This is a genomic window from Rhodococcus sp. NPDC060176 (assembly GCF_042728675.1).
Classification (GTDB): domain Bacteria; phylum Actinomycetota; class Actinomycetes; order Mycobacteriales; family Mycobacteriaceae; genus Rhodococcus_F.
Map to the genome: position 1 here is coordinate 560,690 of NZ_JBHWYS010000004.1, position 23,105 is coordinate 583,794.

Here is a 23,105-nt window from a genome sequence, read left to right on the forward strand (position 1 = left end):
GGAACGACTTCGGCCGCCCCCACCGAAGTGGGAGCGGCCGAAAAAGTAGTACAGGAAGAACTAGCGTGCGCGACGGGCCAGACGCTCGGAATCCGAGATCAGGACGCTCTTGCCTTCGAGGCGAAGCCATCCGCGGTGTGCGAAATCGGCGAGTGCCTTGTTGACGGTCTCGCGGGAAGCGCCGACGAGCTGGGCGATCTCTTCCTGCGTGAGGTCGTGGGTGACGCGCAGGGCGCCACCTTCCTGAGTGCCGAAGCGCTGCGCGAGCTGCAGGAGCGCCTTGGCGACACGGCCGGGAACGTCCGTGAAGATCAGGTCGGCCAGGGTGTTGTTGGTACGCCGCAGTCGGCGGGCGAGAACGCGCAGCAGCTGCTCGGCGATCTCAGGGCGCTGCTGGATCCATGCCTTGAGAGCGTCGCGGTCCATGCTCACGGCGCGAACCTCGGTGACGGTCGTAGCCGTCGAGGTGCGGGGGCCGGGGTCGAAGATGGACAGTTCGCCGAACATGTCGGACGGGCCCATGATCGTCAGCAGGTTCTCGCGACCGTCGGGTGAGCGTCGACCGATCTTCACCTTGCCGGACACGATGATGTACAGGCGGTCACCGGGCTCACCTTCGTTGAAGATGACATGTCCACGGGGGAAGTCGACGGGCTGCAGCTGCTTTGTCAGCGCCGCTACCGCTGAGGGCTCGACTCCTTGGAAGATGCCGGCTCTTGCCAGGACGTCGTCCACGTGCGCTCCTTGTTGGGATTTGTTCGTTTGTGGTGTCATTTTTGCGCTATCTATCTTTGTACCCGCGCTGCGCACAAACCGTCGTACACAGGCTCAGCCCTCATGAGTGAGACACTGTGTCCAATGCAATCTGTGTTCAATGCAACAGGTACGGCATCGAAGTCTACGTCCCGATAGCTCGTGACGAGTGATTGATGCCACGTAAGAGCCGAAAATTCTTCCGGAATCCGCCGTGATGACTACTTTGTATGGCCGTCAACTTGCCCGTTGTGTCCGGATTTCGCCCAGGCTGGCGCTTTCGGGAGCCTCCGACTGACGGCCCTTCCGCTTCCGGTGGAAGCGAGCGAAAGCATGGGGAAACCCATCGCTTGCCAGGCGGGCGACGTCGTCGTGACTTGCCTGATCGAGGAAGTCTTCTACTTCGTGCTCTTGAACCGAGAGCCGACGCAATCGCCCTTCGACTCGTTCCATCGCCAGGGCAAAGAGCATCAGCAGTAGCGGAAAGAGAATTACTGCGAGTCCTTGCATAGGGGGAAGTAAACACGTCGAAGGTCTCAGAATCGACACGACGGAGTCTCCACTCATGTCGTATCCGTACAGTTGTCTGAGTGCAGACCACCCCGACAGGCAGTTCAGAGCAGCGGAAGAAACCGCGTTCGGGGGGTGCGCGGAAAGAAGAATCACACCTCGGATTGGTGCGCCGGGCGCGTCGGATGAATCGTGAGCTCGCCGTGGCATTTCCGCACGTGTATTGCGAACTCGACTTCACGACACCGTTGGAGTTGGCAGTAGCGACAATCCTGTCGGCGCAGTGCACCGACGTCCGCGTCAACATGGTCACGCCCGCACTGTTCGCGCGTTATCCCGACGCCAAGGCATACGCGGAAGCCGATCGGACCGAACTCGAGGAGTACATCCGCTCCACCGGCTTCTACCGGAACAAGACGACGTCGTTGATCGGGCTCGGTCAGGCGCTACTCGAACGCCACGACGGTCAGGTCCCGAACAAGCTCGAAGATCTGGTGAAACTCCCCGGTATCGGACGCAAGACAGCGAACGTCGTGCTGGGCAATGCCTTCGACATTCCGGGAATCACCGTCGACACCCACTTCGGCCGGCTCGTGCGGCGGTGGAAATGGACCGAGGAAGAAGACGCCGTCAAAGTGGAACACGCCGTCGGGGTACTGATCGAACGTAAGGAATGGACGCTGCTTTCACATCGCGTGATCTTCCACGGCCGACGGGTCTGCCACGCGCGCAAGCCGGCGTGCGGAGTGTGCGTTCTGGCCAAGGACTGCCCGTCGTACGGTCTCGGCCCGACCGACAAAACCGAGGCCGCGGCCCTGGTGAAAGGCCCCGAGACCGACCACCTGCTCGCCCTGGCAGGGTTGTGATCGCCGATGACAAGTGCCGGAAGATGGTCTCTCGCTGCGCTCGTGGTCGTCGCCGCTCTCGTCGTGGCGATCTGGCCTCGCGGTGGGGACGACACGACGCCTACGTCGACGGGTCCGTCCTCGTCCGCGTATCAGCCGCCGACGTTCACGCCGTCGTCGGAATCGCTCGATCAACTCCGTAGCCAGGCGGCTCTGGCCCCTTGCCCGACTCCGACCGGCGAAGCGCCTGTCGGCTCGGCTCTCGCCGGAATCACCCTCGACTGCGTCTCCGACGGAGCGCCCGTCGACCTTGCCGCAGCGGTGGGCGGAAAGCCGACTCTGCTCAATCTGTGGGCGTACTGGTGTGCGCCGTGCGCCGAAGAGCTTCCGTACCTTCAGGAATTCGCGGAGCGTGCCGACGGCAGCATCAACGTTCTGACGGTGCATTCCGATCCGAATCAGGAGAACGCTTTGACGCGACTCATCGACTACTCCGTGCGTTTGCCCGGCGTCCAGGACGGTGACGGCAAGGTGCGGATCGCGGTGGGCGCACCGCCGGTGCTGCCGGTGTCGGTGCTCGTGCGCGCGGATGGAACAGTCGCCAAGGTCTTGCCCCAACCTTTCCGCAGTGCGGACGAAATCGCCGCCGCTGCGGCGCAATATCTGGGAGTCGTCGTATGAGTACACCGGTTCCCGAGTGGTTGCGTGCTGTCGCCGGCACACAGCCCACCGATCCCCACCGGATCAACCCGGTCCTCGAGCGTCGTGCCCCGCGCGGCACCGTGACGCGTCCGGCCGCGGTGCTGGTGCTCTTCGGCGGCCCGCGTGAGGCCGATCCTCTGGCCGTCGGAGGCTTGCCTGATGGCGCAGACGTCTTGCTGACCCAGCGGGCGTCGACGATGCGTCAGCACAGCGGACAGGTCGCATTCCCCGGCGGCGCAGCCGACCCGGGCGACGACGGTCCTATCGGCACCGCGCTGCGTGAAGCGCAGGAGGAGACCGGACTCGATCCGAGCGGTGTTCAGCCGCTCACCGTGCTGCCGGAGATCTTCATCCCGCCGTCAGGTTTCGACGTGACGCCGGTGCTCGGCTACTGGGAGCAGCCGACGACGGTGGGCATTCAGGACGAGGGCGAGGTCGGACGGGTCGCCAGGGTGCCACTGCGCACGTTGCTCGACCCGGACAACCGGTTTCAGGTTCGCCATCCCCTCGGATACCAGGGCCCGGCGTTCCGCGCCGACGGCATGCTGGTCTGGGGGTTCACAGCAGGAATCCTCGCGGCGCTGTTCACGGTGTCCGGCTGGGAGATTCCGTGGAACTACGAGGACGTGAGAGACCTGGACACAGCGCTGTCCGAGTTCGGTGAAGGTGTCGAGGATTCGGCGGTGCCGCGATGACAGGTTCTCGTTGGGTGGACATCGCCATCGTTCTGGTCGCTCTCATCGCGGCCACGTCCGGATGGCGTCAGGGCGCGGTGGCGTCGGCGCTGGCGTTTGTCGGAGTGATCCTCGGTGCCGTCGCCGGCATTCTGTTGGCGCCGCACCTGCTCGTGCACGTCACCGAAGGCAAACTTCGCATCCTCGCGGGCATCTCGCTGATCGTGGTGTTGGTCATCATCGGCGAGGTCGCCGGCATGGTGCTCGGACGCGCAGCGCGCAGCGGAATGCACAGCCCGACGGCGCGATCCGTCGACAGCGTCATCGGTGCGGGTCTCCAGGCGGTGGCTGTCGTGGTCGCGGCGTGGTTGCTCGCGATTCCGCTCACTTCTTCGTCGCAGCCGAATATTGCCGCCGCTGTTCGTGGTTCGGATGTACTCGCCAGTGTCGACGAAGTGGCGCCGCAGTGGTTGCGCCGCATCCCGACCGAGTTTTCGGCGTTGCTCGACACCTCCGGCCTGCCGGATGTCATCGGCCCGTTCGGGCGCACTCCCATCACCGAGGTCGAAGCACCCGACGCGAGTGTTCTGGCCAGTCCGTTGGCGGCGCAGTTGCGTCCGAGCGTCCTCCGCATCAACGGCGTCGCACCGAGTTGCCAGCGCGCACTCGAGGGCTCCGGATTCATCGTCGCCCCCGAACGCGTCATGACCAACGCCCACGTGGTCGCCGGAACCGAGAGCATCACGGTGGACACCATGGAGGGCGCACTGCCCGCGCAGGTGGTTCTCTTCGACTCCGCCGTCGACATCGCAATTCTGGCGGTTCCCGGATTGGATGCGCCGGTGCTGCCGTTTGCTCCGGAGCAGGCTCAGACCGGTGACAACGCGTTGGTACTCGGCTACCCCGGCGGTGGTCCGTACACGGCCAGCGCAGCCCGCGTTCGTGAGGTTTTGAACCTGAACGGGCCGGACATCTACAAGGCCGGAACCACCCAGCGCGAGGTCTACACCGTTCGCGGATCCATCAGGCAGGGCAACTCGGGTGGACCGATGGTCGACGATCAGGGACGGGTCCTCGGCGTCGTGTTCGGCGCTGCCGTCGACGACAGCGACACCGGATTCGTCCTCACCGCGCAGGAAGTCTCGCGTCAGTTGAACGCGGCCGCGTCGGCCTCGACGCCCGTGCCGACCGGCGCCTGCATTCTGTAGCGGTCAGGAAGGCTCGTCGGACAGGAAGTGCAGGATCGTGCTGTTGACGCGCTCCGGGGCTTCCTGATGTGCGTAATGGCCGACGCCTGCGATGGTGTGGAGTTTCTCGGTAGGTGCCCAGTGCCTGTCGCGGCGCACGGTGCGCGTCAGGACGTACGGGTCCAGTTCGCCGTGGATCTGGAGGATCGGGATGCGAAGCACCTGATCCATCAACTTCATGAAGCGACGCCCTTCGGGGCGGAGCTGGCTGCGGAAGGCCCAGCGCTGGTACTCCAACGTGGAATGCGCGACACCCGGGATCCGGATCGCGGATCGCATCTTGCTCATGACGTCCGCGAACTCGGGTTGCTGCGGCCAGGTGGGGCCGGACCTCGAGCGAACGAGGCGCTCCACCTCGGCGCCCTTGTCGGCCGTCAGCCGTCGCTCCGGGCGCAGCGGTACCTGGTAGGCCAGGAACGAGGGCAACAGTGCCCGGCGCTGATAGGGGTCGCGGACGACGGCTTGCTTGAGCGCCATCGGGTGTGGTGACGAGACAAGCGCGATGGACCGCACCAGGCGTGGATGCAGGAGGGCGGTCGCCCAGCACACCAGACCTCCGTCGGCATGACCGATCAGCGTGGCCTTGCCGTAACCCATCGCGCGAATGAGGCCGGCTACGTCACCGGCGAGCGTCCAACCGTCGTAGCCGCGAGGGGGCTTGTCGGAATCGCCGTACCCACGAAGATCCATCGCGACGACGCGGAAGCCCTGCTCGGACAGCGCCGTCAGCTGATGGCGCCAGGACCACCAGAAATCGGCGAATCCGTGCAACAGGACCACCAACGGAGCATCCGGCTCCGCGTCGCCTACCTCGACGACGTGAAACCGGATGCCGTTGGCGTGAATGTCCCGGTGAATCCAGGGGCCGTCGAACCTGACGGTGGATGGATCTGGGGCTGCCACTTTCGATCAGACTCGCTACCGGCGCGCGTTGAAATCGACGGACGGCTTTGCGTCGTCATGGCTGCCGGGGATGACGTTCCTGGCCTGCTTGAGCGATTCGATCGTCTTCTCCGGAGCCCTCAGCTTGCGCACGCGCAGATAGCCGAGCAGCGCCAGAATCGCGGTGGTCACCACCATGATCAGGAAGACGATGAGGAACGCCAGCCAGCGCGGCACCCAGGTGTCGAGCATCTCGGCCAGGAAGAAAAAGAAGAAGAACGAGCTGAACAGCAGAACTGTGAAGGCCAGGATGAAGAAGACACTGCCCTGCAGGCCCTTCTTGACCTCGCCCGTGACCTCGGCCTTGGCGAGTTCAACCTCGGCGCGCACGAGGGTGGAGACCTGTGCGGTCGCATCCTTGACGAGGGCCCCGATGGTGGCCTCGCCCGGCGTGCGGGCGTCCACATCGGTGAGAGGGATGGAAGAGACCGTGTTCGGTACTCCATCTCCGGTGAAGCGCTGGCTCTCTCCGTTGGTCAAGCTCACTTGTCGACCTCTCCAGGTAGTTCTCTCGCGTCCGTGGCAATGGCGGTGGAAGCGTCGTCTCGAGCCGCATGAACCCGTCCACGTCGCCACAGCAGCGCTGATCCGATCAGCGATGCCACCAACGATGTCACGAGAACTGCGGCCTTCGCTATCTCGGCCTCGCTGCCATCGCCGACCCCGTCCAATGCGAGGTCTGCTACAAGCAGGCTAACGGTGAACCCGATGCCACCGAGAACTGAGAGGGCAAACATGTCTCTCAATTCCAGTGTCTTGGGTTTGGTTGCGATCCCCAATTTGATCGCGAGCAGGGAAATCCCGAAGATTCCGACGGTTTTGCCGACCAGCAGACCGACGACAACCGATTGCCCGACTGGGTCGGTGAAAATGTCGCCGAGTACCGCGGCGTTGATCGGAACACCGGAGGCGAACAGTGCGAAGACGGGAACGCAGAAGCCTGCGGAGTACGGCTGAATGCGGTGCTCGAGACGGCTGCCCGGCGCGTACTCCTCGTCCGGATCACGCCTGACCCGGGTGAGTAGGCCGAGCGCGACGCCGGCGAGTGTGGCGTGGATCCCCGCTTCGTGCATCGCGTACCAGGTAAGTAGTGCCAGCGGGACGTAGAGGAACGGCGTCGTGATGCGTTTGTGTTGGGCGTAGGCGTAGGCAGCCAGGGCGGCGGCCGCGGTCAGCAGCCACAGCATCGCGAGGGAACCGGTGAACAGTACGGCGATGAGGATGATCGCGAGCAGATCGTCGACGACGGCCAGGCTGAGCAGGAAAACTCGGGCGCTCGCCGGGATCTTCGAGCCGGTGAGCGCGAGCACGCCGAGGGCAAAAGCGATGTCCGTCGCGACGGGAATGGCCCAGCCCTTGTCCATGCCGGGTGTGCCGAAGCCGATGGACGCCGCGATGATCGCGGGGACCAGGACGCCGCCGCACGCCGCGATGATCGGCAGCATCGCGGCTTTACGGTCCGCGAGTTCGCCGACCACCAGTTCGCGTTTGAGTTCGAGGCCGGCGATGAAGAAGAAGACGGCAAGCAGTCCGTCTTGCGCCCACGTGCCCAGGCTGAGGTCGAGATGGAGTGCGGACGGGCCGATCTGGAAGTCGCGTAGTGCGATGTAGCTCTCACCGAAAGGTGAGTTCACCCAGATCAGAGCGACGGCAGCGGCGATCAGGAGTATCGATCCGCCCACCGTTTCGGTGCGGAGATAGCGGGACAGTTCGGAACGCAGAGTGGAGATCACGCGTGGGGACGACCTTTGTTCGTGCAACCGAATTCGGATGCAACAGACATGAACGCGCTCGACGTTGTGACGCATCGAATGCACGTGCCGACCAGACTTCCCGGCTCACCTTTACGGAATTTTATCGCGGATTGCCCGCTGAGCCGAATTCGCGGAGTCGGATTTGCGCAGGAAAACCCCGCGGGTGTTCAATTCCTACTGATTGGGACAGCATCCCACCAATTGGACATCTTCCGAAAATCGGCGCAGGAGCATGCTTTGAGCACGTCAGTCAGTGAGAACCCACCCAAGCCCGAGGACGGTGAGGTAGATACCGTCGCCGGAGTGCCACGCAGCCGAATCGTGGTTGCCAGCATGGTGGGTACGTCCATCGAGTTCTACGACTTCTACATCTATGCAACCGCGGCAGTATCGGTGTTCCCGCACCTGTTCTTCCCGAAGGGCAACGACACCACGGCGCTTCTCGCGTCGTTGGCGACGTTCGGACTCGCGTTTGTCGCCCGTCCCCTCGGTTCGATTCTCTTCGGGCACTTCGGTGACCGCGTCGGACGCAAGGCAACGCTGGTCGGCTCGCTGCTGACGATGGGCATCGCGACCTTCCTCATCGGTCTGCTGCCCACCTATCACCAGATCGGTCTGCTGGCCCCGGCGTTGTTGGCGCTCATGCGTTTCTGCCAAGGTCTCGGACTCGGCGGTGAATGGTCGGGTGCTGCCCTACTCGCGACCGAGACCGCCAAGGAAGGCAAGCGGGCCTGGGCGGCGATGTGGCCACAACTCGGTGCCCCCATCGGCTTCTTCATGGCCAACGGCCTGTTCCTGATCATCACGCTGTTCATGAACCACGATAATTCCAGCCCGGACCTCGAGGGTGCGTTCCTGAGCTGGGGTTGGCGAATTCCGTTCCTGCTCAGCGCAATCATGGTGATGATCGGCCTGTACGTCCGGCTCAAGCTCGAAGAAACCCCGGTGTTCGCGCGCGCAGTCGAGCGCGGCGAGAAGGTCAAGACCCCGGTCGCCGAGGTGTTCAAGACCAGCTGGCGCCAGCTGATCATCGGTACGTTCGTGATGCTCGCGACGTACACGCTCTTCTACATCATGACCACCTGGGTGCTCAGTCACGGAACCGGCAAGACGGCGGCCGACGGCGGAACCGGTGCGGGCTTCAAATACACCGATTTCCTTGTCCTGCAGCTGATCGCAGTCGTGTTCTTCGCTGCCGCCGTGCCGGTCTCGGGTTGGCTCGCCGACCGTTACGGGCGCCGGATCACGCTGCTGATCATCACCGGCCTGATCATGGTGTTCGGCTTGACCTTCGGAGTGTTCCTCGAACCGGACGGAATGAACGACGGACGCATGTTGGCGTTCCTCATCGTGGGCATGCTGCTCATGGGCCTGACCTTCGGTCCGATGAGTGCCGTTCTCCCGGAACTTTTTCCGACCAACGTCCGTTATACGGGCTCGGGAATCGCGTACAACACCGCCAGCATTCTGGGCGCTGCGGTGGCGCCGTTCATCGCCGTCTACCTCGCGAAGAACTACGGCGTCGGCTGGGTCGGCATCTACCTCCTCGTAGCGGCGACACTGACGTTTGTCGCGCTGCTGGTCATGCGTGAGACGAAGGGTGAGTCGCTGGATGATGTAGGGGCATAACCCTGCTGTGCGCCTTTATTAACCCCCGGCGGTTAATAAAGGTGCACAGCAGTTGTCAGGGCTGAGCAGGCAGGACGTGCTCACCGGTCTTGTCGGTACTCAATGCCAAGGAACTGATGTACTGCTTCTCGCCGTTCGGGCCGGGAACGTTCGACGCGAGCATGTCGGGACGCTCGAACTCGATTCCGCTGACGCAGCACAGAAGCGTTTCGCCGGAGGGGTTTCCGTACTCGTCGAACATCGGTAGATCGATGCCGTCGTCAGTGCGTCGTAGGTAGTACTTGCCCTTGGTGGCGACGGCCAGGACCGGCGGCATCACCAGTGCGATGACGATGGCGACGATCGGGGAGAATGGCTTGATCGCCGAACCGAAAGCGCCGAAGAACACCAGGATCGACACTCCCGCAGCCAGCAGCATCGACACGAAGCCGACGGGATTGACGTCGTAGAGCATCCCGCGTCGGAACTCGGGGACCTTCGGGGAGAGCTTCAACCAGTACTTGTTGATCGCGATGTCCGAGGCGACGACCACGACCCAGGCGATACCGCAGTTGGCGTAGAACCCCAGGATCGTGTTGAGGAAGTCGAACATGTTGGCTTCCATCAAGATCAGTGCGATCGCCAGGTTGACCAGAACGAAGACCATGCGCCCCGGGTAGGTCTTGGTGACACGGGTGAACGAGTTGGTCCAGGCCAGTGACCCGGAGTACGCGTTGGTGACGTTGATCTTGATCTGGCTGATGACCACGAGGATCACGGCCAGTGTCATGGCGAGCCAGTGCGGCATCATGTCCTGGTAGATCTCGAGGAACTGGTGCACGGGTTGGTTGGCGATCGAGGAGCCGTCGACGACGTTCGCGATGATGTACACGGCGAGGAACAGTCCGACGATCTGCTTGAACGCACCGAAGATGACCCAGCCGGGGCCGGCGAGAATTACTGCAGCCCACCAACGACGGGTGTTCTCCGGCGTCTTGGGCGGCATGAAGCGCAAGTAGTCGATCTGCTCGGCGATCTGCGCGATCAGCGACAGGCAGACACCCGCGGCCAACATCACCGAACCGAAGTTGACGCCCTTGCCGTTTGCGCCGTCCTCACCGCCGAAGGCGAAGAATGCGCTCACTGAATCAGGGTGCTTGAACAGCAGATACAGAAACGGCAGAACCATCATGACGAGCCACAAGGGCGTCGTCCACACCTGGAGCTTCGCCAGAGCCTTCATTCCGTAGATGACCAGTGGGATGACCATCAGCGTCGAGACCGCGTACCCGATCGAGAGTGGGATTCCGAGCCCCAGTTTCAAACCCTGGGCCATGATGGAACCCTCGAGGGCGAAGAAGATGAACGTGAACGTCGCGAAGATGACGTTGGTGACAACCGAGCCGTAGTATCCGAAACCGCTTCCGCGGGTGATTAAATCGAGGTCGATATTGTATCGCGCAGCGTAGTAGGCGAGTGGGAAGCCCGTGGCCATGATGACGACGGCAAACACTGCGATGCCCAGAAGCGCGTTACCGGTGCCGTAAGAGATGCCGATGTTGGCGCCGATCGAGAAGTCTGCGAGATATGCGATTCCGCCGAGTGCGGACGTCGCGACGACCCCGGTTCCCCATTTGCGGTAGCTGCGCGGCGCAAAACGGAGGGTGTAGTCCTCCAGCGTCTCCTTCAGCGCGGTGTTCTGGCCGGGATTCGCGCTGTCCGGCGCGACTGCGGACACCTGCTCGTTTACTGCTGTCATGACGTCACTTCCCCTGGGTGCCTGTGCATGTGCACTTTGTGGTGCAGGCACCCAACCTAGGGAGGTGGCGTTACGCGGACATGTTTGAAATGTGTCGCCCACGTTGCGGATTCGATCCGCAACGTGAGCGAGCACTCATGGGGCTTTCTTTACCTGTATCTGATCACCAACTGCCCGGGCCTGCAAGACGAGTGGCTGCGTCCCGACCGGTCGCAGGTCGAGAACGGCGCCGGCCACCGGGTCAGCCAGGACGTTCCGGATGGTCCGGCGCAGCCCGCGCGCTCCGTACACCGGATCGAATCCGCGTCGCTGCAAAAGAGCGACGGCGCTGTCGTCCACCTTCACGTCGACGCCTCTCCTGGCCAACCGAGCTGTGATCAGTCCGATTTCGAGCCGAGTGACCTGCTCCGCCGTCCGTTCGTCGAACTCGTCGAGGATCACGGTTTCGTCGATGCGATTGAAGAACTCGGGGTCGAAGAACTTCTCCAACGCGCGCTGCACCAGGTGGTGACCGTGGCGCGGTCGATCGATCCGGAGGCGATCCGCGATCTGTCGAAGCCGGGACCGTCGACGTTCCGCCACCGCAGCCGAACCGAGATTCGACGTCAGGAACACGTAGCTGTTGCGGAACGAGATCTTCTGCTGACCGTTCGCCAACCGGAGCTCGCCGTTGTCGAGGACCTGCAGGAGCGCACGCAGCACGGTGGGGTCGGCCTTCTCCACTTCGTCGAACAGGACGATTCCGGGGGTGTACGGATCGCCCTCGACGGTGTTCTTGTCGAACAGTGTGAAGGACTCCTTGCTGCCGGCATATCCAGGCGGAGCGCCGGAGAACGATGCCGCATAGTGCTCTTGTGCTAGAGCATTCATGTCTATGCGGCACAGATCGTCGGGCCCTGACCGTAGTTCCGCGGCCACCCGCCGCACCAACTCCGTCTTGCCGACGCCGGTGGGGCCGACCAGAAGGATGTTGGCGAGCGGCCGCGTCGGATCCGTGGCACCGACATGCGCGATCGAAATTGCGCGAACCACAGCGTCGACGGCGGCCTGTTGTCCGACGATCTTGGAACCGAGGGCCTTCGAGAGCTTGTGGGCGTCGAAGGCTCCTACCGGTGCGGGCTCGGTTCGTTCCTCGGCCGGTGGTGCTGCTGCTGCACTGTTCCGGTCATGGAGCATGTCGGTGATATACGGCACGGCGAGATCCTTACGCTTCGATTGTCTTCTCGACCGGCAGGTTTCCGACGCGGCAATCCGCTACACCCACCGTGTCTCGGGTGATGGCCTCGACGCGTTCCTGAGCCTTCTGGGCGTCGGTGACCCACAGCTTGTAGAACTCGAACGGGCAGTCCGCGACGCCCTTGTCTCCGTCGCCGGCTGCATGGACGCCGGAGTAGCCGCGGTGGAGGAGCTTGAAGATGTGGTTCTGGGACTGATCGTTCTCGCGCGCATCACGAATTGCCGAGACGGACAGCTGCGCGTACTGGATTCCGTATTCTTCCTCGCCGGTTTCGCCCAGCGTCCGACCGTCGAATCCGATGATCGCCGAGTGTCCGAAGTAGGAGTAGACGCCGTCGAATCCGGCCGCATTGGCAACTGCCACATAACAATTGTTAGCCCAGGCCATCGCCTTCGACATCATCACCTGCTGGTCCTTGGCGGGGTACATGTATCCCTGGCAGCGGACGATCAGTTCTGCGCCCTTCATCGCGCAGTCGCGCCAGATCTCCGGGTAGTTACCGTCGTCGCAGATGATCAGCGAAATCTTCAGCCCCTTGGGGCCTTCGGAAACGTAGGTGGTGTCACCGGGGTACCACCCTTCGATGGGGCACCAGGGCAGGATCTTTCGGTACTTCTGAACGATCTCGCCCTTGTTGTCGATGAGGATCAACGTGTTGTACGGCGGCTTGTTCGGGTGATCTTCGTGCTGTTCGCCGGTGATGGAGAAGATTCCCCACGTGTCGGCTTCGCGGCATGCAGCGGAGAAGATCGCGGTCTCGTCACCGGGGATGGTGGCCGCTGTCGCGTACATCTCCTCTTCGTCGTACATGATTCCCTGCGTGGAGTATTCGGGGAAGACCACGAGATCCATTCCGGGGAGGCCGGTCTTCATGCCGATCATCATGTCGGCGATCTTGCGCGCGTTCTCGAGGACGCCCGCGCGATCGTGCAGGCGGGGCATCTTGTAATTGACCACTGCTACGCCGACTGTGTCGTTGCTCGAGGAGATGTCACCGTGTCGCATTGTCTTTCACTCCTTGGTTGTGTGGATCAGTTGAAGACTGGACGGGATTGGGGTACTGCGGCTTTGGGGGCAGCGAGGATCTTGGCCAGACCCAGGAGAACCAGAAGTGCTCCGGCCCAGCCGGCCGCGACGGCAGGCGTGGTGTGGAAGTTGTCGGTCAGGATCAGGAAGGCGGGAACCGTGCAGGTGGGCTGGCTCAGAAGGACTGCTGCCCAACCGGTGAAGCGGCCGAGATTTTCCCGGCCCAAGCCGAGCACCAGGAAGAACAGCGTCCAGAGTGCTGCCCACGCGAGCCAGATGACGCCGAATACCGGGTCGTTGCTCACCGTGAACGAGAGGAAGGAATACACCAGTGCGGCGCACGCGACGAACAGCGAGAACCATCCGATTCCTTCCGGTTCGAAGCCGGCGAGATTGCTGATGCCCACGTAGAGGTAGGTGAATCCGAACAGGTAGAGCCCCGAGGCCGCCAGGACGGCACTCGAATCTCCCTGTGCCTGAATCAACATGACGGTGGGGACGACGCACTGAAGAGCGCCGACGAAGAGGTTGAGGACCGAGGCGGATCGAACGGGAACTGTGCCGAGCAGCATCAGTCCGTTGACGAAGAGGACGGCTCCCACGTAAAGCAAACCAACACTGCCCATCGGGCACCTCCGGTTACTTTCGGGACGGGTTACTTTCAAATGAAATGATTCCAAATGAAACTAAGTGATGCGCGCCACAGAAGTCAAGAGGTGAATCTCAGGGAAAGATTTCAGAGGGTGGCGATGATCGAGAAGTCGAGTCCGTCGGCGACGGCAAGCTGAATCTTCTGCCGTGCAACACGATCACGAAACTCGACGGTTCCGCGAGGTCCGTCGTACGCGGCGCCTTCGACGACGGCGTCCAGGTCGCGCGGATGTGTGCTGTCGGCGCGTCGAACCAGGGCCGAAAGGGTATGTATCCCTTCGTAACACGACTCGGCGGCATTGTTCAGCGCTGGGGCGTGCGCGCCGTGCAGTGCGACGTAGCGTCCGAGCAGGTCCATGGAGTTGCCGTCGACCATCGAACGGAAATATGCGGCGGAGGCAAACAGGTTTCGGGTTGCCCTCGGTCCGCTCGCGAGCAGCATGTTCTCTTCCATCAACGGGCTGAATCGGATCATCGATTCGTCGAGGCCGCGGCGAGCGAAGGCGCGGTTGAAGTCGACGGCGTCCTGCCCGACGAGGAGCATGATCACGCCGTCGCACCCGGAGTTCGAGACGGTCTCGACCAGCTGTTTCATGTTGCCGCGCCCCAGGTCGACAAACGAACCACCGACCAGGGTGAGGTCGAGTTCGGTCGCGAACTGTCGGACTGCCCCGAGTGAGCTGTGCGGCCAGATGTAGTCGTCGCCCACGACAAACCACTTACGTGCTCCGACGTTGTCGCGCAGCCACTTCAGTGCCGGCGCGATCTGCTGCCGTGGTGTCTCACCCGAGCAGTAGATGCCGGACCTGACCTCGCCGCCCTCGTAGAGCGAGGTGTACGAGTACGGGATGCGGTCGGCGACCACGGGCGCAAGCGCGTGGCGCACCGAGGAGATGTGCCAGCCGCTGACGGCGTCGATGTCGCCGGCGTCGAGTAGCTGTTGCACGCGGGCGGCGACGGCGCTCGGTGAAGCGCCGCCGTCGATCACTTCGATCTGGACTTCGCGTCCCAGTACGCCACCGGAGTTGTTGAGGTCGCGGGCGGCCAATTCGCTGATTGCTTCGCAGGAGGGGCCGAACAGTCCGGCCGGTCCCTGGAGGGGAACCACCATGCCCAGGCGCCACACCGCGCTGCGCGCGCGTTCGAGCGCGCCGGTAGCGCTCATGCGCCGCCGCCGGAATCGGGAGTCAGCGGCCTGGCCTGGGTTACTATCATTTCATTTGAAAGTATTGCCCGAGAAGTGTGAACTGCGCAACAGCGGGGGAGCGATCAGTGAGAAAAAGTGACTCCGGAATTCTTGATGCGTCGCTGACGACCGCGCTGGTCCGAGCAGCTCGAATGGCCGCGGCAGCGGCGGAGAAGGCGCTGGCGGCAGAGAATCTCACTCTCGATCACTGGATGACGCTCGAAGCCTTGGCGTCGACCGAGGGGCTGACGATGGCTGAGCTTCGCGATCGAACGGGAACGCCGGCTCCGACGCTGACGCGAGTCGCGGACAAGCTGGTCTCGCTTGCGCTCATCTATCGCGAAGTCGGTGAGGACGACCGCCGGAAGGTGCGCGTGTTTCTCTCCGCGCGTGGAAAGTCCTTGCACAAGCGGGTTGCTGCAGATATTCGCGTGGCCGAGGAGTCCTGGCTGACGTCGAAAGAGGAAGTGAAGTTGCGAGAGGGGCTCCGCCCCTGTGCGCCTTTTTGGTAGTTCCCACTACCAAAAAGGCGCACGGGGGCCGAAGGCCCTACTTGCCGCGTATCGCGTCGAATACCTTGGGGTCGACCAGGGTTGAGGTGTCTCCGAGGTCTCGGCCTTCGGCGACGTCACGCAGGAGGCGGCGCATGATCTTGCCGGATCGCGTTTTGGGCAGTTCCGGCACGATCGTGATCTGACGGGGCTTGGCGATGGGGCTGATGTCGGTGGAGACCTGAGCCTTGAGCTCGGCGATCAGGACGTCGCCGGTGTTCTCGACGCCTTCGCGCAGGATGACGAAGGCGACGATGCCCTGCCCGGTGGTCTCGTCTGCGGCGCCGACCACGGCGGCTTCTGCGACGCCGTGGTGGTTGACCAGTGCCGATTCCACTTCGGAGGTGGAGATGCGGTGCCCGGAGACATTCATGACGTCGTCGACGCGGCCGAGGACCCAGAGTGCGCCGTCGTCGTCGTACTTGGCGCCGTCACCGGCGAAGTACCAGCCTTCTTCGGCGTAGCGGGACCAGTAGGTGTCGCGGTAACGGTCCATGTCGCCCCAGATGCCGCGGAGCATCGCCGGCCAAGGCTCGTCGAGGACGAGGTAGCCGTTGCCGCCGGGGCCGAGGGGCTTGGCGTCGTCGTCGACGATCTTCGCTGAGATGCCGGGGAGCGGCGCCATGGCGGATCCGGGCTTGGTGGCGGTGATACCGGGCAGCGGGGAGATCATGATCGCGCCGGTCTCGGTCTGCCACCAGGTGTCGACGATGGGTGCTTTGTTGCCGCCGATGACGTCGCGGAACCAGCGCCACGCTTCGGGGTTGATGGGTTCGCCGACAGAGCCGAGGAGGCGGATGGAAGACAGGTCGTGGGCGTCGGGGATCTCGCGGCCCCACTTCATGAAGGTGCGCACGAGGGTGGGTGCGGTGTAGTAGATGGAGACGCCGTACTTCTCGATGATGTTGAAGTGGCGGTGCTCGTCGGGGGAGTTGGGGGTGCCTTCGTAGACGACCTGGGTGACGCCGTTGGAGAGGGGGCCGTAGACGATGTAGGAGTGTCCGGTGACCCAGCCGATGTCTGCGGTGCACCAGTAAACGTCTTGTCCGGCTTTGTGATCGAAGACGTTGTGGTGTGTGTAGGAGGCTTGGGTGAGGTAGCCGCCGGAGGTGTGGATGATGCCCTTGGGCTTACCGGTGGTGCCGGAGGTGTAGAGGATGAACAGGGGATGTTCGGCGTCGAAAGCCTGCGCCTGATGTTCGGGTGAGGCCTGTGCGACGGTCTCGTGCCACCACAGGTCGCGGCCGTCGGTCCAGTCGACGTCGATCCCGGTTCGGTTGACCACCAACACGTTCTGCACGGATTCGGCGCCGGCGACGGATTCGTCGACCGCGGTCTTGATGGGTGCTGCTGCGCCGCGTCGCCACTGACCGTCGACGGTGACGACGAGCTTGGCCTGGGCGTCGTCGATGCGTGAGCGTAGGGCGGTGGCGGAGAATCCGGCGAAGACGACGGAGTGGGTCAGGCCGAGGCGGGCGCAGGCGAGCATGGTGACGATCGCTTCGGGGATCATCGGCATGTAGATCGCGACGCGGTCACCGGCGACGAGGCCGAGGTCGGTGAAAGTATTTGCGGCGCGGCTGACTTCGGCGAGGAGGTCGTTGTAGGTCAGATCGCGGGAATCGCCCGGTTCGCCTTCGAAGTGGATGGCGACGCGGTCGCCGTTGCCGGCGAGGACGTGGCGGTCGACGCAGTTGTAGGCGACGTTGAGTTTTCCGCCGACGAACCACTTGGCGACGGGGGCGTCGGTCCAGTCGAGGACGTCGGTCCATTTCTCGTGCCAGTGAAGGCGCTCAGCCTGATTCGCCCAGAAAGCGAGGCGGTCGGTATCTGCGGCAGCCTGCAACTCCGGTCCCGCGTTGGCGGCCGCAGCGAACTCTGCGCTCGGCGGATATGCCTGGGGGACGTCTGTTTCGGCTGCGCTTGTCATGGCTGACGGCCTTCTTTCCACTTTGATCGACACTTTTCTGACTCCGTGTGAGGGTAGTCACAAGCTCGCGCAAACGCACCGTTGCATCACGTTGCAACCCGTTGTCCTGCGACGATCGGTCGAAACGATGCGACGGGTGGTCGCATCTGCCGACGAATGAATGTGCCCGAATTCAATTACCCCCAATTTTCCAACAATGGGTGCGGTGCGCGCTTCGGGTTCGATGTGTCTATTGTCAAACCATTATTCGACCGCAACTCGAAGTCACGTTCACTTTCAGTTGTAGGCGACACGACGCCGGCAGTTACGGCTGTCGGCAGGCCGCGAGCATGCTCGGGGTCACTTAGATGTGGAAGGAATTCCTTTGCGTATCTCACGCATAGCGACCGGCGCGGTCGCGCTCGGAATGACGGCAGTGCTGATCACGGCATGTTCGTCCGGCGATTCGTCGGGCGGATCGTCCAGCGGCGTCGTCAACGCCTGGGCGGGCGAGCCCCAGAACCCGCTCATCCCCACGAACACGAGTGAGAACCAGGGCGGCCGCGTCCTCGACTCCCTGTTCGCCGGTCTCGTTTCGTACACCGCCGACGGCGGCACGGAAAACGAGGTCGCCGAGTCCATCGAGAGCACCGACGGTCAGAACTTCACCGTCAAGCTCAAGGACGGTTGGACCTTCACGGACGGCACCCCCGTCACCGCGAAGTCGTTCGTCGACGCGTGGAACTTCGGCGCCCTCTCCACCAACGCTCAGATCCAGGCATCGTTCTTCGATCCGATCAAGGGCTACGACGAAGTTGCCGCCGAGGTTCCGACGGCTCAGACGATGTCGGGTCTGAAGGTTGTGGACGACTCCACCTTCACCATCGAACTCAAGCAGCCCGAGTCGGCGTTCCCCGACCGCCTCGGTTTCACGGCGTACTACCCGCTGCCCGAGGTCGCGTTCAAGGACATGACCGCATTCGGCGAGAACCCGGTCGGCAACGGCCCGTACAAGCTCGACGGAACCGGCGCGTGGCAGCACAACGTCCGCATCGACACGGTCGTGAACCCGGACTACAACGGCAACCGCAAGCCGAAGAACGCCGGCGTCGACTTCATCATGTACAACAGCCTCGACACGGCGTACACCGATCTTCTCGCCAACAACGTCGACGTCCTCGACCAGGTCCCGCCGAGCGCGGTCACGACCTTCGAGTCGGATCTTGCCGGTCGCACGGTCAACCAGCCGTCGGCAACCATCGAGACGTTCACGATCCCGGGGCGCCTGGCGCACTTCAGCGGTGAAGAGGGCATGCTCCGCCGTCAGGCGATCTCGATGGCAATCAACCGCGATCAGATCACGCAGCAGATCTTCAACAAGACCAGGACGCCTGCTCTCGACTTCACCAGCCCCGCAATCGAGGGTTGGAACGACTCGCTGACCGGTAACGGCAACCTGAAGTTCGACCCCGAGGCAGCCAAGGCTGCTTGGGCCAAGGCCGACGCCATCGCGCCGTGGTCCGGCAGCTTCGAGATCGGATACAACTCGGACGGCGGACACCAGGAATGGGTCGACGCCACGGCGAACAGCATCCGCAACACGCTCGGCATCGATGCAAAGGGCAAGCAGTACGCCACCTTTGCGCAGATCCGCACCGAAGCCACCGACCGCACCATCCAGAGCGCGTTCCGCTCCGGCTGGCAGGGCGACTACCCGCAGCAGTACGGCTTCCTGGCGCAGAACTACCAGACCGGCGGCAGCTCCAACGACGGTGAGTACTCCAACCCCGAGTTCGACCGCCTCCTGCGCGAATCGGCCGGCCAGACGGACAAGGCGAAGGCTCAGGAACTGCTCGATCAGGCTCAGGAAGTGCTGCTCAAGGACCTGCCTGCAATTCCGACGTGGTACCGCAACGCAGCCAGTGGATGGTCGGAGAACGTCTCCAACGTGACCATCAGCTGGAATGGCATTCCGGTCTACGAAGACATCGAAAAGAACTGACGCGTAGAACGATCCGCATCTGAAACGTGAGTTCGGGGCGGCAGGCGCCCTGCCTGCCGTCCCGAACTCGTGTTCACACCGGACTGTCCGCTGACGTACACGATCATCGACAAGGAGGTGATCCGATGCTCTGGTACATCGGTCGCCGAGTGCTTCAAATGATCCCGGTTTTTCTCGGGGCCACTCTTCTGATCTACGCCATGGTCTTCCTGCTTCCCGGTGATCCGATTGCCGCGTTGGCGGGCGACAAGGCGCTCAGTCCGGCTGTGGCAGCACAGCTTCGGGAGCGCTACCACCTCGATCTCCCCTTCTATCAGCAGTACCTGCTGTACCTGAAGGGCATCTTCACGCTGGACTTCGGCACGTCGTTCTCCGGACGACCTGTCAGTGAAGTTCTGGCACAGGCATTTCCGATCACGATGAAACTTGCCTTCATGGCACTGATCGTCGAGACGGTCTTCGGTGTCGGCTTCGGCCTCATCGCCGGCCTGCGTAAGGGCGGATTCTTCGACAGCACCGTCCTGCTGTTCAGCCTCGTTCTCATCGCCATCCCGATCTTCGTGATCGGCTTCCTGGCTCAGTTCTTCATCGGCGTCAAATGGGGCATCGTCCCGCCGACGGTCGGTGGCAACACCAGCTTCAAGAATCTCCTGCTCCCCGCCCTGGTTCTGGGTTCGGTCTCGTTCGCTTACGTACTGCGACTGACCCGAACGTCCGTGGCGGAGAACTTGAGTGCCGACTACGTGCGCACCGCCACCGCCAAGGGACTCTCCCGCGGACGAGTGGTGCGCGTGCACGTGTTGCGCAACTCGCTGATCCCCGTGGTCACGTTCCTGGGTGCCGACCTCGCAACGTTGATGGGCGGCGCCATCGTCACCGAGGGCATCTTCAACATCAACGGCGTCGGCGGCACGATCTACCAGGCTGTCACCAGAGGTGAAGCGCCGACGGTGGTTTCGTTCGTCACCATTCTCATCGTGATCTACCTGATCGCAAATCTGCTCGTCGACCTCTTGTACGCCGCGCTCGATCCGAGGATCCGCTATGTCTGAGACCGTGAAGACCGGACGCGCCGTCCGGCAAAGTCATTTCGTGGCACCGCCCGAAGTTGCGGCACCGGGGGAGACGGACGCCGTCAATCTCGATCAGGCGCCGACGAGCATGTGGACCGACGCGTGGCGCGATCTGCGCAAGCGCCCCCTGTTCATCATCTCGACGATCATCATCCTCGCGGTCATCGTCATCGCAGCGTTTCCGGGCTTGTTCACGAGTACCGATCCGCGATTCTGCGACCTCACCTACAGCATGCAGGGACCGACCTCCGGCCACTGGTTCGGGTTCGACCGCCAGGGTTGTGACGTCTACTCGCGCACCATCTACGGTGCTCGCGCGTCCGTACTCGTGGGTGTCGGCGTCACTGCGTCGGTGCTGGTGATCGGAGTGATCTTCGGCGCGCTGTCCGGCTTCTACGGCGGCTGGACCGATTCGATTCTTTCCCGCGTCGCGGACATCTTCTTCGGTATCCCGCTGATCCTCGCTGCCATCGTTCTGATGCAGCTGTTCACCGATCGCACCATCTGGACCGTCGTCGGCGTCCTGGCACTCTTCGGTTGGCCGCAGATGGCAAGAATTGCGCGAGGCGCGGTGATCTCGGCGAAGAACAACGATTACGTCATGGCTTCGGAAGCGTTGGGTGTCTCGAAGCTCAAGACGCTGATCCGCCACGTCATCCCGAACTCGTTGGCGCCCATCATCGTGGTGGCCACCATCTCGCTCGGCACGTACATCGTCGCCGAGGCGACGCTGTCCTTCCTCGGTATCGGACTTCCGTCCACCGAGGTTTCGTGGGGCGGCGACATCAGCAACGCTCAGGTGACGCTGCGTCAGGGATCGACCATTCTGTTCTACCCGGCAACGGCTTTGGCGATCACCGTCCTCGGATTCATCATGATGGGTGACGCTCTGCGCGACGCTCTCGATCCCAAGTCTCGGAAGCGGTGAGCACGATGACCACCAAGGAAACTCTCACCTCGGAGGAAACTCCGTTGCTCGAGATTCGTGATCTCGAGGTGTCGTTCCAGTCCAATTCGGGTCCCGTTCCGGCAGTTCGAGGCGTCAGCCTGACGGTCTATCCGGGTCAGACGGTCGCCATCGTCGGCGAATCGGGCTCGGGTAAGTCCACCACCGCCCACTCGATCATCAATCTGCTTCCCGGCACCGGCAAGGTGACGGCAGGCGAGATCATCTTCGACGGCAAGGACATCTCGAAGCTTTCGGAGAAGGACTTCGTCCACATCCGGGGTAGCCAGATCGGTTTGGTTCCGCAGGACCCGATGTCGAATCTGAATCCCGTGTGGAAAGTGGGCTTTCAGATCGAGGAAGCACTGGCCGCCAACGGGATCGCCAAGGGCAAAGCTGCCAAGGTTCGGGCCGCCGAACTACTCGAGGAGGCCGGCCTCGCCGAAGCCGAGAGCAGGTTGGGGCAGTACCCGCACGAGTTCTCGGGCGGTATGCGTCAGCGTGCACTCATCGCGATCGGGTTGTCCGCTCGTCCGAAGCTCCTGATCGCGGACGAGCCGACGTCGGCGCTCGACGTCACCGTCCAGCGTCAGATCCTCGATCATCTCGACGGTCTGACTACGGAACTCGGCACCGCCGTTCTGCTCATCACTCACGATCTGGGCTTGGCCGCCGAGCGCGCCGAGCACCTGATCGTGATGAGCAAGGGGCGCATCGTCGAATCCGGTCCGGCACTGGAGATTCTGAAGCGCCCGCAGCATCCGTACACACAGAAGCTGGTCGCTGCTGCGCCGTCTTTGGCGTCGAAGCGACTCAGTTCTTCGGTAGCGCGCGCCGAGATTCGGGAACAGGCGGAAGAGGTCGCCGAAGCGGTCAAGGCCGAGGAAAGTACGGCAGAGTCCTTCGGAAAGGCGACCGACGACGTTCTTGTCGTCGATCATCTGACCAAGGTGTTCAAGCTGCGCAAGGGTTTCCGCAAGACCACCGACTTCACAGCTGTGAACGACGTGTCCTTCAAGGTCCGCCGCGGAACCACAACGGCGATCGTCGGTGAATCGGGTTCCGGTAAGTCGACGGTCGCGCAGATGGTCCTCGGCCTGCTCGAGCCCACGGCAGGAAACGTGGTCTTCGACGGTCAGGACGTGGCGAAACTCGGCGCGAAGGAAACCTTTGCGTTCCGTCGCCGAGTGCAGCCGATCTTCCAGAACCCCTACGGCACGCTCGACCCGATGTACTCGATCTACCGCACGATCGAGGAGCCGCTGCGTACCCACAAGGTCGGTACCAAAGCCGAGCGTGAGGCTCGCGTCCGGGAACTTCTCGACAAGGTGGGTCTGCCCCAGTCGGTCATGCGACGGTTCCCGAACGAGCTCTCCGGCGGACAGCGTCAGCGCGTCGCAATTGCGCGCGCGCTGGCACTGCAACCGGACGTCGTGATCTGCGACGAGGCGGTCTCCGCTCTCGACGTGCTCGTTCAGGATCAGATCTTGACCCTGCTGAATGACCTGCAGGCAGAGTTCGGGTTGACGTACCTCTTCATCACGCACGACCTGGCCGTGGTTCGTCAGATCGCGGACAACGTGTTGGTGATGTCGCGTGGCTCGATCGTCGAATCGGCGCCGATCGACGACGTGTTCGGCAATCCGCAGCAGGACTACACACGCAAGTTGCTCGACGCGATTCCCGGTGGGTCCATCAAGCTGGGAAGCTGACGCAACAGGTAGGTAGGC

At 62.9% G+C, this 23,105-nt stretch carries 21 protein-coding genes; 10 read left to right on the forward strand and 11 right to left on the reverse strand.

Annotated elements, in window-relative coordinates:
• Positions 1 to 60 precede the first annotated feature (60 nt).
• Complete coding sequence (locus ACFWEM_RS22240; protein ID WP_003943506.1) at positions 61 to 735, reverse strand: Crp/Fnr family transcriptional regulator; 675 nt, start codon at positions 733 to 735, stop codon at positions 61 to 63.
• Positions 736 to 990: 255 nt separating this feature from the next.
• Positions 991 to 1,263: a hypothetical protein gene (locus tag ACFWEM_RS22245; RefSeq protein ID WP_019746620.1), complete on the reverse strand. Its 273-nt coding sequence runs from the start codon at positions 1,261 to 1,263 to the stop codon at positions 991 to 993.
• An 80-nt stretch (positions 1,264 to 1,343) separates the two neighbouring features.
• On the opposite strand from ACFWEM_RS22245, the gene nth reads away from it, so the two are divergent.
• The 4 genes from nth to ACFWEM_RS22265 are packed head-to-tail and all read left to right on the forward strand — an operon-like array spanning position 1,344 to position 4,692.
• Positions 1,344 to 2,129 (forward strand): endonuclease III, encoded by a 786-nt coding sequence (nth, locus tag ACFWEM_RS22250; protein ID WP_378537093.1) that lies wholly within the window; start codon positions 1,344 to 1,346, stop codon positions 2,127 to 2,129.
• A gap of 6 nt (positions 2,130 to 2,135) precedes the next feature.
• Positions 2,136 to 2,789, forward strand: a complete 654-nt coding sequence (locus ACFWEM_RS22255; RefSeq protein ID WP_378537095.1) for a TlpA family protein disulfide reductase — start codon at positions 2,136 to 2,138, stop codon at positions 2,787 to 2,789.
• Positions 2,786 to 3,505, forward strand: a complete 720-nt coding sequence (locus ACFWEM_RS22260; RefSeq protein ID WP_378445739.1) for an NUDIX hydrolase — start codon at positions 2,786 to 2,788, stop codon at positions 3,503 to 3,505. Before ACFWEM_RS22255 ends, ACFWEM_RS22260 begins: the two co-directional genes overlap by 4 nt.
• A complete protein-coding gene (locus ACFWEM_RS22265; protein WP_283306660.1) occupies positions 3,502 to 4,692 on the forward strand; it encodes a MarP family serine protease in 1,191 nt (396 codons plus the stop codon). Before ACFWEM_RS22260 ends, ACFWEM_RS22265 begins: the two co-directional genes overlap by 4 nt.
• A gap of 3 nt (positions 4,693 to 4,695) precedes the next feature.
• Here the strand turns inward: ACFWEM_RS22265 and ACFWEM_RS22270 are convergent, their stop codons facing one another.
• The 3 genes from ACFWEM_RS22270 to nhaA are packed head-to-tail and all read right to left on the reverse strand — an operon-like array spanning position 4,696 to position 7,490.
• Complete coding sequence (locus ACFWEM_RS22270; protein ID WP_378537098.1) at positions 4,696 to 5,634, reverse strand: alpha/beta fold hydrolase; 939 nt, start codon at positions 5,632 to 5,634, stop codon at positions 4,696 to 4,698.
• Positions 5,635 to 5,649: 15 nt separating this feature from the next.
• The gene (locus ACFWEM_RS22275) at positions 5,650 to 6,159 is read right to left on the reverse strand and encodes a phage holin family protein (protein WP_230816512.1); all 510 of its coding nucleotides are present in this window, start codon (positions 6,157 to 6,159) and stop codon (positions 5,650 to 5,652) included.
• Positions 6,156 to 7,490, reverse strand: coding sequence for a Na+/H+ antiporter NhaA (gene nhaA / locus ACFWEM_RS22280; protein ID WP_378537100.1), 1,335 nt, complete (start codon positions 7,488 to 7,490; stop codon positions 6,156 to 6,158). The genes ACFWEM_RS22275 and nhaA overlap by 4 nt, the downstream gene beginning before the upstream one ends.
• A 174-nt stretch (positions 7,491 to 7,664) precedes the next feature.
• Between nhaA and ACFWEM_RS22285 the strand changes: the two genes are divergently transcribed.
• A complete protein-coding gene (locus tag ACFWEM_RS22285; protein ID WP_378537102.1) occupies positions 7,665 to 9,056 on the forward strand; it encodes an MFS transporter in 1,392 nt (463 codons plus the stop codon).
• A 55-nt stretch (positions 9,057 to 9,111) separates the two neighbouring features.
• Here ACFWEM_RS22285 and ACFWEM_RS22290 read toward each other — a convergent pair whose 3' ends face one another.
• The 5 genes from ACFWEM_RS22290 to ACFWEM_RS22310 all read right to left on the reverse strand — a co-directional run bounded on the left by ACFWEM_RS22290 (position 9,112) and on the right by ACFWEM_RS22310 (position 14,873).
• Positions 9,112 to 10,794, reverse strand: a complete 1,683-nt coding sequence (locus ACFWEM_RS22290) for a purine-cytosine permease family protein (RefSeq protein WP_378445743.1) — start codon at positions 10,792 to 10,794, stop codon at positions 9,112 to 9,114.
• 135 nt (positions 10,795 to 10,929) lie between these two features.
• A complete protein-coding gene (locus tag ACFWEM_RS22295) occupies positions 10,930 to 11,988 on the reverse strand; it encodes an AAA family ATPase (RefSeq protein WP_378537104.1) in 1,059 nt (352 codons plus the stop codon).
• Between the two features lie 10 nt (positions 11,989 to 11,998).
• Entirely contained in the window at positions 11,999 to 13,036 is a 1,038-nt protein-coding gene (locus ACFWEM_RS22300; protein ID WP_230816507.1) for an aliphatic amidase, read from the reverse strand.
• A 26-nt stretch (positions 13,037 to 13,062) separates the two neighbouring features.
• Positions 13,063 to 13,683, reverse strand: coding sequence for an AmiS/UreI family transporter (locus tag ACFWEM_RS22305; protein WP_378445745.1), 621 nt, complete (start codon positions 13,681 to 13,683; stop codon positions 13,063 to 13,065).
• 110 nt (positions 13,684 to 13,793) lie between these two features.
• A complete protein-coding gene (locus ACFWEM_RS22310; protein WP_378445746.1) occupies positions 13,794 to 14,873 on the reverse strand; it encodes a substrate-binding domain-containing protein in 1,080 nt (359 codons plus the stop codon).
• A gap of 173 nt (positions 14,874 to 15,046) precedes the next feature.
• Between ACFWEM_RS22310 and ACFWEM_RS22315 the strand changes: the two genes are divergently transcribed.
• Positions 15,047 to 15,406, forward strand: a complete 360-nt coding sequence (locus ACFWEM_RS22315; RefSeq protein WP_378537178.1) for a MarR family transcriptional regulator — start codon at positions 15,047 to 15,049, stop codon at positions 15,404 to 15,406.
• A 37-nt stretch (positions 15,407 to 15,443) separates the two neighbouring features.
• On the opposite strand, the gene acs is transcribed toward ACFWEM_RS22315, so the two are convergent.
• Positions 15,444 to 17,375 (reverse strand): acetate--CoA ligase, encoded by a 1,932-nt coding sequence (gene acs / locus ACFWEM_RS22320; protein WP_378445748.1) that lies wholly within the window; start codon positions 17,373 to 17,375, stop codon positions 15,444 to 15,446.
• Positions 17,376 to 17,739: 364 nt separating this feature from the next.
• Between acs and ACFWEM_RS22325 the strand changes: the two genes are divergently transcribed.
• The 4 genes from ACFWEM_RS22325 (at position 17,740) to ACFWEM_RS22340 (ending at position 23,087) form a co-directional block, all read left to right on the forward strand.
• Complete coding sequence (locus tag ACFWEM_RS22325; protein ID WP_378445749.1) at positions 17,740 to 19,356, forward strand: ABC transporter substrate-binding protein; 1,617 nt, start codon at positions 17,740 to 17,742, stop codon at positions 19,354 to 19,356.
• Between the two features lie 125 nt (positions 19,357 to 19,481).
• Complete coding sequence (locus ACFWEM_RS22330) at positions 19,482 to 20,408, forward strand: ABC transporter permease (protein ID WP_003946101.1); 927 nt, start codon at positions 19,482 to 19,484, stop codon at positions 20,406 to 20,408.
• Positions 20,401 to 21,357 carry an ABC transporter permease gene (locus ACFWEM_RS22335; protein WP_378537107.1) on the forward strand — a complete coding sequence of 319 codons (957 nt, stop codon included), beginning with the start codon at positions 20,401 to 20,403 and terminating at the stop codon, positions 21,355 to 21,357. The genes ACFWEM_RS22330 and ACFWEM_RS22335 overlap by 8 nt, the downstream gene beginning before the upstream one ends.
• A 5-nt stretch (positions 21,358 to 21,362) precedes the next feature.
• A complete protein-coding gene (locus ACFWEM_RS22340) occupies positions 21,363 to 23,087 on the forward strand; it encodes a dipeptide ABC transporter ATP-binding protein (protein ID WP_378537181.1) in 1,725 nt (574 codons plus the stop codon).
• The last annotated feature ends 18 nt before the right edge of the window (positions 23,088 to 23,105 follow it).